This window comes from Aeromicrobium sp. CTD01-1L150 (assembly GCF_041951745.1).
Taxonomy (GTDB): domain Bacteria; phylum Actinomycetota; class Actinomycetes; order Propionibacteriales; family Nocardioidaceae; genus Aeromicrobium.
Map to the genome: position 1 here is coordinate 4,041,427 of NZ_CP169555.1, position 13,716 is coordinate 4,055,142.

Genomic DNA, 13,716 nt, shown 5'->3' on the forward strand with positions numbered 1-13,716 from the left:
CTTCGTCGTTCCCGGGCGCTGCGGAACCCTCGGCTGGGACCTGCGCACCCTGTGCTCCAGCCCCACCCGGTGTCCTGTTGCCCACCCCCGGGGAGTCACCTGATTCCCATGAGTTCATGGGAGTCAGGAGGACGGTCCGCCCGGCTCAGCCGCGGGCCGCCCACCAGGCGCGCAGGGCCTCCACGGCGGCGGCCTCGTCCAGCGGCCCACGGTCCATGCGCAGCTCCAGCAGGAAGCGGTACGCCTCGCCCACCTCACGGCCCGGGCCGATGCCCAGGACCTCCATGATCTGGTTGCCGTCCAGGTCTGGCCGGATGGCAGCCAGCTCCTCGGCCTCGGACAGCTCGGCGATCCGGCGCTCGAGGTCGTCGTAGGTGCGCTGCAGCCGTGCCGCCTTGCGCTGGTTGCGCGTCGTGCAGTCCGCCCGCGTCAGGATGTGCAGCCGCTCCAGCTCGTCACCGGCGTCGCGTACGTAGCGACGCACCGCCGAGTCCGTCCACTCGCCCGAGCCGTAGCCGTGGAACCTCAGGTGCAGCTCCACCAGCAGGGCGACCGCATCGGTCACGTCGTTGCTGAACCGCAGCGCACGCATCCGCTTGCGCGTCATCTTGGCGCCCACGACGTCATGGTGGTGGAAGGTCACCGTGCCGTCGTCCTGGAACCGACGCGTGCGCGGCTTGCCGACGTCATGCATCAGCGCCGCGAACCGCACCACGAAGTCCGGCTGCGCCGCCCCCGGCCCGGCACCCCCGCCGAGTCCATCCGCCGCCCCCGGCCCGGCACCCCCGCCGGGGCCGAGGCGATGCTCGAGGTCGATGGCCTGCTCCAGCACCGTCAGCGAGTGCTCGTAGACATCCTTGTGGCGATGATGCTCATCGCGCTCCAGCCTCAGCGCCGGCAGCTCGGGCAGCACCTGCTCGGCCAGACCCGTCTCCACCATCAGCCGCAGGCCGACCACCGGGTAGCGCCCCTCCACCAGCTTGACCAGCTCATCACGCACCCGCTCGGCCGAGACGATCGACAACCGTTCGGACATCGCCGTCATCGCCTCGACGACGTCATCGGAGGCCGTGAACCCCAGCTGCGCCACGAACCGCGCGGCACGCATCATGCGCAACGGGTCGTCGTCAAAAGACTGCTCCGCCGTGACGGGGGTGCGCAACCGGCCCACCGCCAGGTCAGGGACACCCCCGAAGGCATCCACGAACTCGCCGCCCGGCAGTCGCACCGCCAAGGCGTTCACGGTGAAGTCACGTCGAGAAAGATCGGCCTCGAGGGTCTCACCGAAGGCCACCTGCGGCTTGCGGGACGACACCTCGTACGCATCGGTGCGGTAGGTCGTGATCTCGACCGTCTCATCACCCTTGCGCAGGCCGATCGTGCCGAACTCCCGGCCGACGTCCCACACGGCATCGGCCCAGGACGCCACCACCTGCTCGACCTGCTCCGGCCGCGCCGACGTCGTGAGATCGAGGTCGCTGACGTCCCGCCCGAGCAGCGCGTCGCGCACGGGCCCGCCCACCAGCGCGAGCTCATGACCGGCCTGCTCGAAGAGGCGACCGAGGTCGGCCAGCACGGGGTGCCGGGCCAGCAGGTCACTGACGTCGAGAACGGTGGCATCAGGCTGGGACACGAGCACGCAGTCTACGGTGTCGTGTCGCAACCCTCGCCGCGCCTGCTCATGCGGTCGGCACCCCCATGCCGGCCCTCTACGATGTGCGGGTGATGTCCCCCCGCCCAGGCAGTGTCTGCCGAGCCCTGAGCGTACGGACGCTCGTGGCGCTCGTCGTGCTGCTGGCGTTCACACCAGCGACCGCGATGGCGGCGGACGCAGAGGGCGGCCAGGACGCCAACCTCTCGGTCCGCATCACCGGGCTGAGCCCCACGGTGCTGTCCGACGGCGCCACCGTCACCCTCGCCGGCACGGTCACCAACGCCGGCGACCAGGAGTGGACGTCCGCCCAGGCCTACCTCGTGGCACCTCAGATCCCGTTCACCACGCGCCAGCAGATCACCGACGCCGTGGCGAGCGGGGCCTCCTACACCGGGGAGCGTCGCGTCGAGCTGGACACCATCGACGAGCTCGGGACACTCGAGCCCGGAGCGACCACCGAGTTCCGGGTGCGCGTGCCGTACTCGAGTCTCAACGTCACCGGGGCCGAGGGCGTCTACCCCGTGGGCGTGCAGATCCTGGGCACCGCCGAGGACGGTTCTCGATCCGGGACCGCCATCGGCCGTGCGACGACCTTCCTGCCGTCCGTGGACCGAGACACCACGACTCCCACGGGTGTCGTCGTGCCCTTCGTCATGCCGGACCGCCGCGGTTCGAGCGGCTACGCCGACCCGGCCACCCTCGCAGACCTCACCGCGCCCGGAAGCCAGCTGCGCAACCTGCTCGACCTCGCCGAACAGGTCCAGGACGAGGGACTCACCGTCGTCGTCGACCCCTCCCTGCTCGTCGCACTGGACGACATCGCCGAGGGCAACCGGATGCCCCCGGACGTCGAGCTCACGGAGGAGCAGCGCGAGGACGCCGCCACCCTGCGCGACGACCTCGTGGACCTGTCGCGACGCGTCACCTGCTGGATCCTCGGGTACGGCCGACCCGACGTCCTCGCCATCGAGCAGTCGGGGACCGAGGCCATCACCGACGCTGTCACGAGAGCGACGACGACGGCGCTCAACCGGTTCGGCCTGTCCGGACGCCGAGTCACCTGGCCCACCAGCAACGGCGTCACCGAGGACCTCGTCGGCGCGGTGCGTGAGGGAGGTGACCAGCCCGTCCTCCTCAGCCGTTCGACCGTGCCCGACTGGGAGCCGCGACTGGGCAGCATCGTCAACCGACCCGGGGACGACGGCCCCGTGCCACTGCTGGTCAACTCCGGGCTCGACGCCGGCGTGCCCGGCGGACTCACCGTCGCCACCTTGCGCCAGCGACTGCTCGCCGAAGCGGCACTCAGCACGCTGGAGCGGGAGTACGACGCCACCTCCCGGGCCGACGCCATCGCCGTCGTGGACCCGACGTGGGACCCCGGCACCAACCCCGACGACCTCGGCGACGGCCTCGACGCCGACTTCGTCGAGCCCGTCGACCTGGACGAGCTCATGAACTCTCCCCGTTCCGACTACGACGGCGCGCTGCCGAAGACCGCCGAAGCGGCCGCCGTGGGCGCCGCCCAGGTCGAGCAGGTCGACGACGCCCTGTCCACCACCGACTCACTCATCAACCTGATCCCCGAGCCCGGCCGGGTGCAGGACGCCCAGTCCGCACGGGCGGCCGACCTGGTCAGCATCGCGTGGCGCAAGCATCCCGAGGAGGGCCTCGAGGCGGCGCGCGAGTTCGCTCGGACCTCCGAACGCACCCTCGGCTCGATCACGGTGGACGGCCCACCCGCCGTCACCCTGTCCAGCTCCGAGGGCAGCTTCCCGATCACCGTCACCAACGGGACCGACGAGACGGTGCGCATCGGGCTGCGCCTGTCATCCACCAACCCGCGCCTGGACGTGCCCGACGTCGATCCGGTGGAGATCGCCGCCGGAGAGCGTCGAACCCTCACGGTCAACGCCAGCGTCGGCGACCAGAGCTCCTCGACCTTCACCGCCACCATGACGTCGGCCGAGGGTGCGGAGTTCGGGGAGCCGGCAGTCTTCAACGTCCGCTCCAGCCGCGTCGGAGCGGCCGTGTGGGTCGCGATGGGTGTCGCGGCCCTCTTTGCCGCCGGCGCCCTCGGCCGGCGCTTCTTCACCCGCCGTGGCCGCGCGGCGGCGGGAGACGCCGATGTCTGACGTCGCTCGCGCCAGCGTCTGGATGGCCCTGGGAACCATCGTCTCGCGTGTCACCGGGTTCGGCCGGCTGCTGCTGCTGGCCGCCACCATCGGCACCGCACTGAACGCCGACCTGTTCAACATCGCCAACACCATCCCCAACGCGATGTACATCCTGGTGGCGGGCGGCATCTTCAACGTCGTGCTCGTCCCCCAGCTCGTGCGGGCCATGAAGCGCGACGAGGACGGTGGCGATGCGTACGCCCACCGCATCCTGACCCTCGGCCTGCTCGCGCTCCTCGCCTCGACCATCCTGCTGACCCTGCTCATCCCGGTGATCATGCGGGTGGTCTTTGCCAGCCGGCTCTTCGAGCCCGGGTTCGAGGCGCAGCGCGAGTCGGCGATGCTCCTGATGCTGCTGTGCATGCCGCAGGTCTTCTTCTACGGCGCGTTCGTGCTCATCGGTCAGGTGCTCAACGCGCGCCGGCACTTCGGCCCCATGATGTGGGCCCCGGTGGTCAACAACGCCGTCTCCTGCGCCGTCCTGGGCCTCTACCTGGTTGTCTTCGGCGCCTCCAACGGCACCGACGGCTTCTCGACGTCACAGGCGCTCCTGCTCGGCCTCGGCTCGACGGCCGCGATCGCGGCGCAGACCGTCGTGCTGTGGCCGTTCCTGCGACGCTCGGGCTTTCGGGTCCGGCTGCGCTTCGACTTCCGCGGTTCGGGCCTCGGCCACACCCTGAGGCTCGGTGCCTGGACGCTCGGCTTCATCATCGCCAACCAGGTGGCATTCATCGTCATCCAGCGGCTCGGCAACCGCGGGACGACCGAGGGCGCGGCAAGCAGCGTCCAGGCCGCCGGCACCGCGGTCTACGAGATCGGCTTCCTGGTCAGCCAGATGCCACACGGCGTCATCACCGTCTCCATCGCCACCGCCGTCATCCCGACGCTGTCCACGCTCGCGGCCGACCGTGAGTACCGTCGGATGACGCTGGAGCTCAGTCGTACCCTGCGCATCGCCCTGACCATCATCGCCCCCCTGGCCATCGCCGTCGCCTGCCTCGGCCCGGCGGCCGCGACGGTGCTCGGCTTCGTCCCCAACCTGCGCGGCGACACCCAGGTGATCGGCTGGACGGTGGCGGCGTTCGCCCCGGCCATGATCGCCTTCTGCCTGCACTTCGTGATGCTGCGCGGCTTCTACGCCAACGAGGACACCCGCACGCCGTTCTTCATCCAGGTGGTCATCGCGTGCACCAACATCGTCGCGGCGGTCGTGCTCACCTCGCTCGTCGAGCCGGGTCGGGTGGCACAGATGCTGGCCTTGGCCTACGGCATCGCCTACCTGCTCGGTGCCGGCCTCTCGGCGTTCTTCCTGTCCCGCTCCATCGGCACGATCGTCGATGCGCAGATGCTGCGGTTCGCGGCGCGGCTCACGGTGGCCGTGGGCATCGCCGCTGGCACCATGCTGGCCGGGGTGTGGGCGCTCGGCGGAGCCGGTGTCGACGTCGCCGAGCCCGGCGGCGCCCTGATGGCGCTGCTGACCGCTGGAGCCGCGGGGGCCCTGGCGTTCATCGGTACCGCCGTCGCGCTACGGCTGCAGGAGCTGCGCTACGTCGTCACCTCGGTCTTGCGCCGCGGCTAGCCCTGAGACCGTCGGTTCGGCGCCTGCACCGTCTCGTCTGCACCGTAGGGCCTCGCCGTGCCCCTCGGCCTCCTACGATGGACCCAGGCTGGGCATACCAGACTGGGTGTAGAAGGGTGGACATGACCGAGAGACGGGCGTTGGTCTCTGGCGACGTTCTCGATGACCGCTACGTCCTGCAGGACCTCGTCACCGAGCGCCTCGGAGCCACGACGTGGCGCGCCCACGACCGGGTCCTGTCGCGCAACGTCGGGCTGGAGATGATCGCCAGCGACGACGCCCGCGCCGATCACTTCCTGGACGCCGCGCGCCAGTCCACCAGCGTGTCGGACCCACGCTTCCTGCGCGTCCTCGATCTCGTCGACGACGACCACGGCCACCACATCGTGGTGCGCGAGTGGGCCCGCGCGATCTCGCTGGACCAGGTGCTCGCGCAGTCACCCATGCCCAACCGGCGTTCCGCGCACGTGGTGGCGGAGGTGGCCGAGGCCCTCGCCCATGCCCACGAACGTGGCGTGTACCACCGCCGTCTCACCCCGCACCAGGTGCTGCTGAAGGAGTCCGGCGGGGTCCGGGTGGTCGGGCTGGGCGTCGCCACGGCGCTGGCCCCCGTCGGTCACCAGGACACGATCGACGACCTGCACATCTACGAGCAGCGGGACGTCACGGCGCTCGGCAAGCTCCTGTACGCCTGCCTCGTCGCCCGCTGGCCCGGCGCCCACGTGGACCAGCTGCGCGCCGCACCCACCGAGCACGGTCGTCTCCTGCGGCCGCGCCAGGTGCGAGCAGGCGTCTCCCGCGAGGTCGACATGGTCTGTGACCGCATCCTCGGTGACCCGCCGCAGGGCCACCGGCGCCCCTTGCGCACGGCCTCCGACATCGCCCACGAGCTGCACCTCATCGGTGAGGACATCGACGAGGTCCACGCGCCGCCGAACCTCGCCGAGATCTCCTCACCGGACCTCCTGCGGCTGGACCCGGTCGTCGAACCGGTGGGCCCTCCACCCGGGCTGGAACCTCCCCGACGTCGCCCCAAGGCGTACGAGCCCGCACCGCCCACGCCGTTCGAGCGCGGCAAGGCCCGCGCTGTCCGAGCCACCCAGGGGGACCGCGGCCTGGTGCTGCTGGGCGTGGTCGGCGTCATCGCTCTGCTGACGTTCCTCGGTTTCCTGGCCTTCGGCTCCGACAGCGCCGACCCCGTCGCCGATCCGGCGCCCACCCCTACCTCCGCGGTGGTCGGGACGCTGCCGGTGCAGGAGGTGCTGGACTTCGACCCGCAGGGGCAGGACCGCGAGGAGAACCCCGACCAGGTCGGCAACGTGCTCGACGGCGATCCCACCACCGGCTGGCAGACGTCGACCTACTACAACCAGGCGACCCTGGGCGGGCTCAAGGACGGCGTGGGGTTGATCCTCGACCTCGGCGCACCTCGTGAGGTCGAGTCGGTCCGGGTGGCGCTGGCCGGTGACGGTACGGACGTGACGATCTTCGCGGCCACGGCGGCCTCGGACCTGCCCAACTCGCTCGAAGGGCTCCGCCGGGTCGCCACGATCGAGGACGCGGGCGCCGACATCACGGTGAGCTTTCCCGACGACATCATCACCAGACAGGTCGTGGTCTGGCTGCAGAGACTCCCGCAGATCGACGACGGCGAGTACCGCGGAGAGATCCGTGAGGTCTCGGTGCGCGGCGTGCGCTGACGCGCCGCCGCCCCGGGCGGGGGTGCCGGGCCGCGGGCGGCAAACAACACTGCGGGGGCGCCGGGCCACGGGCGGCAAACAACACCGGGAATGCCCGGCGCCTAGACTGCGTTGAGCACGAAAGCATCCCCTGACGAAGGCACCCTTCCATGAGCGACGACGTCCGCAACCTCATCATCATCGGCTCCGGCCCCGCCGGGTACACCGCTGCGGTCTACGCGGCGCGCGCCAACCTGTTCCCGCTCGTCTTCGAGGGATCGGTGACCGCCGGCGGCGCGTTGATGAACACCACCGACGTCGAGAACTACCCCGGCTTCCCTGACGGGATCATGGGTCCGGAGCTCATGGACAAGTTCCGTGCGCAGGCTGAGCGGTTCGGTGCCGAGCTCGTCTCCGACGACGTCGTGGCCGTCGATCTCACCGGTGACGTCAAGACGGTGAGCCTGGCCGACGGTTCGACGTACTCCGCCAAGGCGGTCGTGCTGGCCACCGGGTCCGGCTACCGCAAGCTCGAGGTCGAGGGCGAGGACCGGCTCTCCGGTCACGGCGTCAGCTGGTGCGCGACGTGCGACGGCTTCTTCTTCCGCGAGCAGAACATCGTCGTGGTCGGCGGAGGTGACTCCGCCGTCGAGGAGGCCACCTTCCTCACTCGGTTCGCCAGCAAGGTGACTCTCGTGCACCGCCGCGACTCGCTGCGGGCCTCCAAGATCATGCAGGACCGTGCCTTCGCCAACGACAAGATCGAGTTCGCGTGGAACTCCGAGGTCGTCGGCATCCACGGTGACCAGCAGCTGGAGGGCCTCACGTTGCGTGACACCGTCACCGGTGAGACTCGGCAGCTGGCCGCGACCGGTCTGTTCATCGCGATCGGCCACGACCCCCGCTCCGAGCTGCTCAAGGGCCAGGTGGAGCTGGACGACGAGGGCTACGTGCTGGTGCAGCCCGGATCCACCGCCACCAACCTCCCGGGCGTGTTCGCCTCGGGTGACCTTGTCGACCACACCTACCGCCAGGCGATCACCGCCGCCGGCACCGGATGCTCGGCCTCCTTGGACGCCGAGCGCTACCTTGCCTCCTTGGACGCCGCCGGTCAGCCGGCGCCCGAAGAGGCACTCACCCAGTGACCCCGTAGGACCCCAGCCCCGACCACGAGGAGAATCCCATGGCAGAGATCGCCGCCGTCACCGATGCGGACTTCGAGGAGAAAGTCCTGCAGGCCGACGGCCCAGTGCTCGTCGACTTCTGGGCCAGCTGGTGCGGCCCGTGCCGTCAGCTCGCCCCCATCCTGCAGGAGATCGCCGATGAGAAGGGCGAGGCGCTGACGGTCGTCAAGATGGACGCCGACGCCAACCCCGTCACACCGGCCCAGTACCGGGTGACCGGCCTGCCGACGATCAACCTCTACTACAAGGGCGAGGTCGTGAAGTCGATCGTCGGCGTTCGCCCCAAGTCCGCCATCGTCGGCGAGCTCTCGGAGTACGCCTGACCCTGAGGTCGCGCAGCGACCGAGCGGGGCAGGCGGGTCGGTCGCTCTGTATCAAGACCTCTGAGCCCCGCGACCAACACCATCACATGACGAAGGCCCCGGCCACGAGCCGGGGCCTTCGTCATTCGCCCGAAAGTCTCTATTTGTATCCTTGTCGACAAAAGGATATATAGATCAGTCGGCCTTCTTGGGATCCATGATCTCGACGATCCGCTCAAGATCATCGAGGGTCGCGAACTCCACCGTGATCTTGCCCTTGGACTTACCGAGGTCCACCTTGACCCGGGTGTCATACCGCTCGGAGAGCCGGCTCGCCAGGTCGGCCAGGCGCGGCGCCGTGACGCTGCGGCTGGACGTGCGCGAGCGGGAGGTCTGCTCGGTGTCATTGTCACCGAACTTCACGATCTCCTCCAGTGCACGCACCGAGATCCCCTCGGCGACGACGCGGCCGGCCAGCCGGTCCTGGACCTCGGGGTTGTTCACCGTCAGGAGCGCGCGGGCATGGCCTGCAGACAGCACACCGGCGGCCACCCGGCGCTGCACCGCCGGTGAGAGCTTCATGAGGCGCAGCGTGTTGGTGACCTGCGGGCGCGACCGCCCGATCCGGTCGGCCAGCTCCTCCTGGGTGCACCCGAAGTCCTCGAGGAGCTGCTGGTACGCGGAGGCCTCCTCGAGCGGGTTCAGCTCCGAGCGGTGCAGGTTCTCCAGGAGAGCATCGCGCAAGAGGTCATCGTCGCTGGTGTTACGCACGATGGCACCGATGGTCTCCAGCCCAGCCTGCTGGGTGGCCCGCCACCGACGCTCACCCATGATGAGCTCGTAGGAGGCAGCGTCCCCATCGCCGACCTTGCGCACCACGATCGGCTGCAGCAGTCCCACCTCGCGGATGGAATGCACGAGCTCATCCATGTCCTGCTCGTCGAACACCGAACGTGGCTGGCGCGGATTGGGCCGGATGGCCGAGACGGGCAGGTCGGCGAACGTTGCGCCCTCGACCTCCTGCAGACCGCTCTCCTCAGCTTCCGCCGGAGTGGACGGGATGAGGGACTCCAGGCCACGGCCGAGTCCACGTCGTGCTGCCATCAGACTTCCTTCCGGTGCTCGGCGGCCTGGCCGATCTCTCGCGCCGCCTCGAGGTAGGACAGGGAACCCGACGAGCTCGGGTCGTAGGTGAGGACACTCTGCTGGTAGCTCGGCGCCTCCGAGATCCGCACCGACCGCGGAACTGCCGTCTTGAGCACCTTGTCCCCGAAGTAGGCGCGCACCTCGTCGGCGACGCCGGCGGACAGGCGGGTGCGGGCGTCGTACATGGTCAGCAGGATGGTCGAGATCTCCAGCCTGGGGTTCAGGTGGGAACGCACGAGGTCGATGTTGCGCACCAGCTGACCCAGCCCTTCCAGGGCGTAGTACTCGCACTGGATCGGGATGAGGACCTCTCGTGCGGCGACGAGCGCATTGATGGTCAACAGTCCGAGCGACGGCGGGCAGTCGATGAGCACGTAGTCGATCCGGTCCCCCGCGTCGGCACACTCGACCAAGTAGCTCTGCAGCGCCTTGTCCAGACGAGTCTCGCGGGCCACCAGCGAGACCAGCTCGATCTCCGCACCGGCGAGATCGATCGATGCGGGCAGCACGGTGAGCCCGGCGATGTCCGGGCACGGACGTACCAGCTCGTCGAGATCGGTGCCGTCCACGAGTGCTTCGTACGCTCCCGGCGTGCCCTCACTATGTGGGATCGCCAGTGCCGTGGAAGCGTTCCCCTGGGGGTCCAGGTCCACGACGAGCACGCGTTGCCCCTTGGTCGCCAAGGCGGCTGCAATGTTCACGGTGGTCGTGGTCTTGCCGACTCCGCCCTTCTGGTTGGCCACCACGAAGGTCCGGGTGCCCGTGGGGTGCTCGAGCTCCGGTGTGGACTCCACGCGTCGGGCCAGCTCGACGTGGTCACGTGCCTCCGAGGCCAAGGGCGTCGTGATGTCGCCCGTACTGCCCTGATCAGCAAAGCTTGCGGCGGGCGGTGGGTTGGACGTCATGGTCCCTCCATCGTTCCACGTGAAACCGACAGGGCTACGATCAGCCGAGGTGTTTCCCGTGAAACATCCGCATCACAGATGCTCACGTGGACACTTCCACCACGGTCGTCGGAATCTCCAGGTCACCGTACGTGCGTACGCGAACGTCCTTGGCGCCAAGCCTGCCGAGGCTCCGGCGGGCGGCATCGACTTCCTCATGCGCCGATTTCCCCTTCAGTGCCAGCAGCACTCCACCAGGTTCCACCAGCGGCATGCACCAGCGCGCCAGCTTTGCCATCGGTGCCACCGCGCGCGCAGTCACCACCTGGTAGGTCTCCTGGACATCCTCGGCTCGGGCCCTCAGGACCGTGACGTTGGCCAGCTCCAGGGTATCGATGACTTCCTGCAAGAACGATGTCCGGCGCAGGAGTGGTTCGATGAGCGTCACCTGCAGATCGGGACGCCCGATGGCCCAGACCAGACCGGGTAGGCCTGCACCCGTCCCGACGTCGGCCACCGTGGCGGCGTGGGGGACCCGCGGCAGGACCACCCCACAGTTGGTCAGATGGCGGTCCCAGAGTCGCGGGACCTCCCGTGGCCCGATGAGACCGCGCTCCACTCCGTCGCCAGCGAGCAGATCCGCGAACTGCTGGACAGCGCCCAGCCGGTCACCGAAGGCCTCCACCGCACTCATGGGTGGCGTTTCACGTGAAACGCTCACGATCAGGACGTCGGAACGATGACCACGTGGCGCTGTCGGTCCGCGCCTTCGGACTCGCTGCGCAGCCCTGCCTCGGCCACCGCGTCGTGCACGACCTTGCGCTCGAACGGAGACATCGGGTCGAGGGCGATGGGCTGGTGATCAGCACGTGCCTTCTCGATCGCCTCCCGGGCAATCTCGATCAGGGCGGCACGACGGCGCTCGCGGTGGCCCCCGACATCCAGCATCAGACGACTGCGATCACCGATCTCCCGATACACCGCCAGGCGAGTCAGCTCCTGCAGAGCCTCCAGCACCTCACCATCACGGCCGACCAGGTGCTCGAGGTCCCCGCCAACGATCGAGACGGCGGCGCGATCTCCGTCGACATCCATGTCGATGTCACCATCGAGATCGGCGATGTCGAGCAGCTCTTCCAGGAAGTCAGCCGCGACGTCGCCCTCGGCCTCCAGCTTCGATGCGTCTGTCACGAACCCTTCCTTCCATTCTTCTTCTTGCTGTTGGGATTGGGGCGCCTCTCGCCCGAAGGCTTGCCACCAGAGTTCTTCTGCGTGTTGCTCTTGCCGCCACTTTGCGCCTGACGGGCCTGAGCGGCCTGCTTGCGACGCTGCTCGCGCGTCAGCTTCTTCTGCTGGTTGCGCTGAGCTGCCGGGGCTTCCGTGGGCTCCGGTGGAGCCTCCTCCACGAGCTTGCCCTTCTTGCGATCACGCTCCAGCTTGGCCTTGTGGGCCGGCGTGCCCGGCACAGGGTTGTTGCGGATCACGTAGAACTGCTGGCCCATCGTCCAGAAGTTCGTGGTCGTCCAGTAGATCAGGACGCCGAGCGGGAAGAAGACACCGCCCACGGCGAACGCCACCGGCAGGACGTACAGCAGCACCTTCTGCTGCTGGGCAAAGGGGCCCTCCAAGGCCTCCTTGGGCATGTTCTTGGCCATCAGCTGACGCTGGGTGAAGAACTGCGTGGCACACATGATGACGACCAGCGTCATCGTCATGATCCGCGTCTCGACGTGCGTCGCACTCAAGAACGTGTCCGCGATCCGGCCACCCAGCAGCATCGCACCCTGCAGGATCTCCGCCTGGTCGGGATTCAAAAAGCCCCTGGCACCATCTCGACCGTTGAGGGCCGCCTGCTGCAGCACCCTGAACAGGGCGAAGAAGATCGGCATCTGCAGGATCAGCGGCATGCAGGAGGCGAACGGGTTGGTACCCGTCTCCTTCCACAGCTTCATCTGCTCCTGCGTCAACCGCTCACGATCGTGTCCGTACTTCTTCTGCAGCTCACGAATCTGCGGCTGCAGGATCTGCATGTTGCGCTGGCTCTTGATCTGCTTCACGAACAACGGGATCAGCAACGTACGGACGGTCACCGTCAAGAACACGATGGACAGCGCCCACGACCAGCCCGACTCCGGGTTCAGCACGAGGGAGAACAACTCGTGCCACGCGATCAGGATCCCGGAGACCAGGTAGTACAACGGCGTCATGATGAATCCGCCGAGTGTGCTGAAGAAGTCGATCATGTCTCTCCTGTGAGAGCGAGGGTGGACGTGTCCGCATCATCGCGGCGGGAGGATCCTGACGAGGTGCCGGGTACGGGGTCGAGTCCGCCCGCCGCCCAGGGATGACATCGAGCGAGCCGGCGCACAGCCAACCAGCTGCCCCGGACCGAACCATGGGTCTGCACCGCCTGCAGGGCGTACGCCGAGCAGGTCGGGTGGTAGCGACAGACCTGCCCGTACATCGGGCTGATTGCGAACCGGTAGACCTTCAGCAGGCCGATGAGCAGGTACTTCACCGCGCACCTGCTCGGTGAAGGGCGGCGTCCAGCTGATCGCTCAGCTCACCGAAGTCCGCACCGGCTGCTGCCGGCAGTGCCCGCACCACGACCCGTGACCCGCTCGGCACGGCCGTCAGGCGATCACGCATGGCGTGGCGCAGGCGACGCTTGACCCGGTTGCGTGTGACCGCTGGCCCCACGGCCTTGGAGACCACGAAACCGACGGAGGTCGGCCGGTCGACGTCTGCGCCGGATCCGGGGACCACATGGGCCACGAGCAACGGCTGGGCCACCTTGCGCCCACGGCGGACCGTGGACGTGAAGTCCTGCCCATCGCGCATGCGGTGACCGCGCCCGAGCAAGGACTCAGGCAGACAGCTTGGAGCGGCCCTTGCGCCGCCGCGAGGCCAGGATGGATCGGCCCGCGCGGGTGCGCATGCGCAGTCGGAAGCCGTGCTTCTTGCTGCGACGACGGTTGTTCGGCTGGAAGGTCCGCTTGCTCACTGTTAGGTCCTCACACGTGGGGCACGGCAGGGGCTCCGTGCGGAGTACTGGGGGCCGCGGACACCACCGCCACCGGACGCCGATGCTCCTGTGGACAAACTCTGGAGCAC

The 13,716-nt window shown here is 68.8% G+C and carries 14 protein-coding genes; 5 read left to right on the forward strand and 9 right to left on the reverse strand.

Going from position 1 to position 13,716, the window contains the following annotated elements; translation table 11 throughout:
* Nucleotides 1-145: 145 nt before the first annotated feature.
* Nucleotides 146-1,633 (reverse strand): CCA tRNA nucleotidyltransferase, encoded by a 1,488-nt coding sequence (locus ACEVFP_RS19970; RefSeq protein WP_375001276.1) that lies wholly within the window; start codon nucleotides 1,631-1,633, stop codon nucleotides 146-148.
* A 92-nt stretch (nucleotides 1,634-1,725) separates the two neighbouring features.
* Here ACEVFP_RS19970 and ACEVFP_RS19975 point away from each other — a divergent pair, with 92 nt between their 5' ends.
* The 5 genes from ACEVFP_RS19975 (at nucleotide 1,726) to trxA (ending at nucleotide 8,593) form a co-directional block, all read left to right on the forward strand.
* Nucleotides 1,726-3,786 carry a DUF6049 family protein gene (locus tag ACEVFP_RS19975; protein WP_375001277.1) on the forward strand — a complete coding sequence of 687 codons (2,061 nt, stop codon included), beginning with the start codon at nucleotides 1,726-1,728 and terminating at the stop codon, nucleotides 3,784-3,786.
* Nucleotides 3,779-5,407, forward strand: a complete 1,629-nt coding sequence (murJ, locus tag ACEVFP_RS19980; RefSeq protein WP_375001278.1) for a murein biosynthesis integral membrane protein MurJ — start codon at nucleotides 3,779-3,781, stop codon at nucleotides 5,405-5,407. Before ACEVFP_RS19975 ends, murJ begins: the two co-directional genes overlap by 8 nt.
* Before the next feature lie 122 nt (nucleotides 5,408-5,529).
* Nucleotides 5,530-7,107: a protein kinase gene (locus ACEVFP_RS19985; protein ID WP_375001279.1), complete on the forward strand. Its 1,578-nt coding sequence runs from the start codon at nucleotides 5,530-5,532 to the stop codon at nucleotides 7,105-7,107.
* 149 nt (nucleotides 7,108-7,256) lie between these two features.
* Nucleotides 7,257-8,231: a thioredoxin-disulfide reductase gene (trxB, locus tag ACEVFP_RS19990; RefSeq protein ID WP_375001280.1), complete on the forward strand. Its 975-nt coding sequence runs from the start codon at nucleotides 7,257-7,259 to the stop codon at nucleotides 8,229-8,231.
* A gap of 38 nt (nucleotides 8,232-8,269) precedes the next feature.
* Entirely contained in the window at nucleotides 8,270-8,593 is a 324-nt protein-coding gene (gene trxA, locus ACEVFP_RS19995; RefSeq protein WP_375001281.1) for a thioredoxin, read from the forward strand.
* A 174-nt stretch (nucleotides 8,594-8,767) separates the two neighbouring features.
* Here the strand turns inward: trxA and ACEVFP_RS20000 are convergent, their stop codons facing one another.
* The 8 genes from ACEVFP_RS20000 to rpmH form a co-directional block, all read right to left on the reverse strand.
* Entirely contained in the window at nucleotides 8,768-9,676 is a 909-nt protein-coding gene (locus ACEVFP_RS20000) for a ParB/RepB/Spo0J family partition protein (protein ID WP_375001282.1), read from the reverse strand.
* On the reverse strand, nucleotides 9,676-10,623 hold the full coding sequence (locus ACEVFP_RS20005; RefSeq protein ID WP_375001283.1) for a ParA family protein: 948 nt from the start codon (nucleotides 10,621-10,623) through the stop codon (nucleotides 9,676-9,678). The genes ACEVFP_RS20000 and ACEVFP_RS20005 overlap by 1 nt, the downstream gene beginning before the upstream one ends.
* Before the next feature lie 82 nt (nucleotides 10,624-10,705).
* Nucleotides 10,706-11,296, reverse strand: coding sequence for a 16S rRNA (guanine(527)-N(7))-methyltransferase RsmG (rsmG, locus tag ACEVFP_RS20010; protein WP_375001284.1), 591 nt, complete (start codon nucleotides 11,294-11,296; stop codon nucleotides 10,706-10,708).
* 29 nt (nucleotides 11,297-11,325) lie between these two features.
* Nucleotides 11,326-11,793: a protein jag gene (locus tag ACEVFP_RS20015; RefSeq protein ID WP_375001285.1), complete on the reverse strand. Its 468-nt coding sequence runs from the start codon at nucleotides 11,791-11,793 to the stop codon at nucleotides 11,326-11,328.
* A complete protein-coding gene (gene yidC, locus ACEVFP_RS20020) occupies nucleotides 11,790-12,845 on the reverse strand; it encodes a membrane protein insertase YidC (RefSeq protein ID WP_375001286.1) in 1,056 nt (351 codons plus the stop codon). Before yidC ends, ACEVFP_RS20015 begins: the two co-directional genes overlap by 4 nt.
* Nucleotides 12,842-13,120, reverse strand: coding sequence for a membrane protein insertion efficiency factor YidD (gene yidD, locus ACEVFP_RS20025; protein ID WP_375001287.1), 279 nt, complete (start codon nucleotides 13,118-13,120; stop codon nucleotides 12,842-12,844). The genes yidC and yidD overlap by 4 nt, the downstream gene beginning before the upstream one ends.
* Entirely contained in the window at nucleotides 13,117-13,443 is a 327-nt protein-coding gene (rnpA, locus tag ACEVFP_RS20030) for a ribonuclease P protein component (protein ID WP_375001288.1), read from the reverse strand. The genes yidD and rnpA overlap by 4 nt, the downstream gene beginning before the upstream one ends.
* A gap of 25 nt (nucleotides 13,444-13,468) precedes the next feature.
* Nucleotides 13,469-13,606, reverse strand: a complete 138-nt coding sequence (gene rpmH, locus ACEVFP_RS20035) for a 50S ribosomal protein L34 (protein WP_375001289.1) — start codon at nucleotides 13,604-13,606, stop codon at nucleotides 13,469-13,471.
* Between the last annotated feature and the right edge of the window lie 110 nt (nucleotides 13,607-13,716).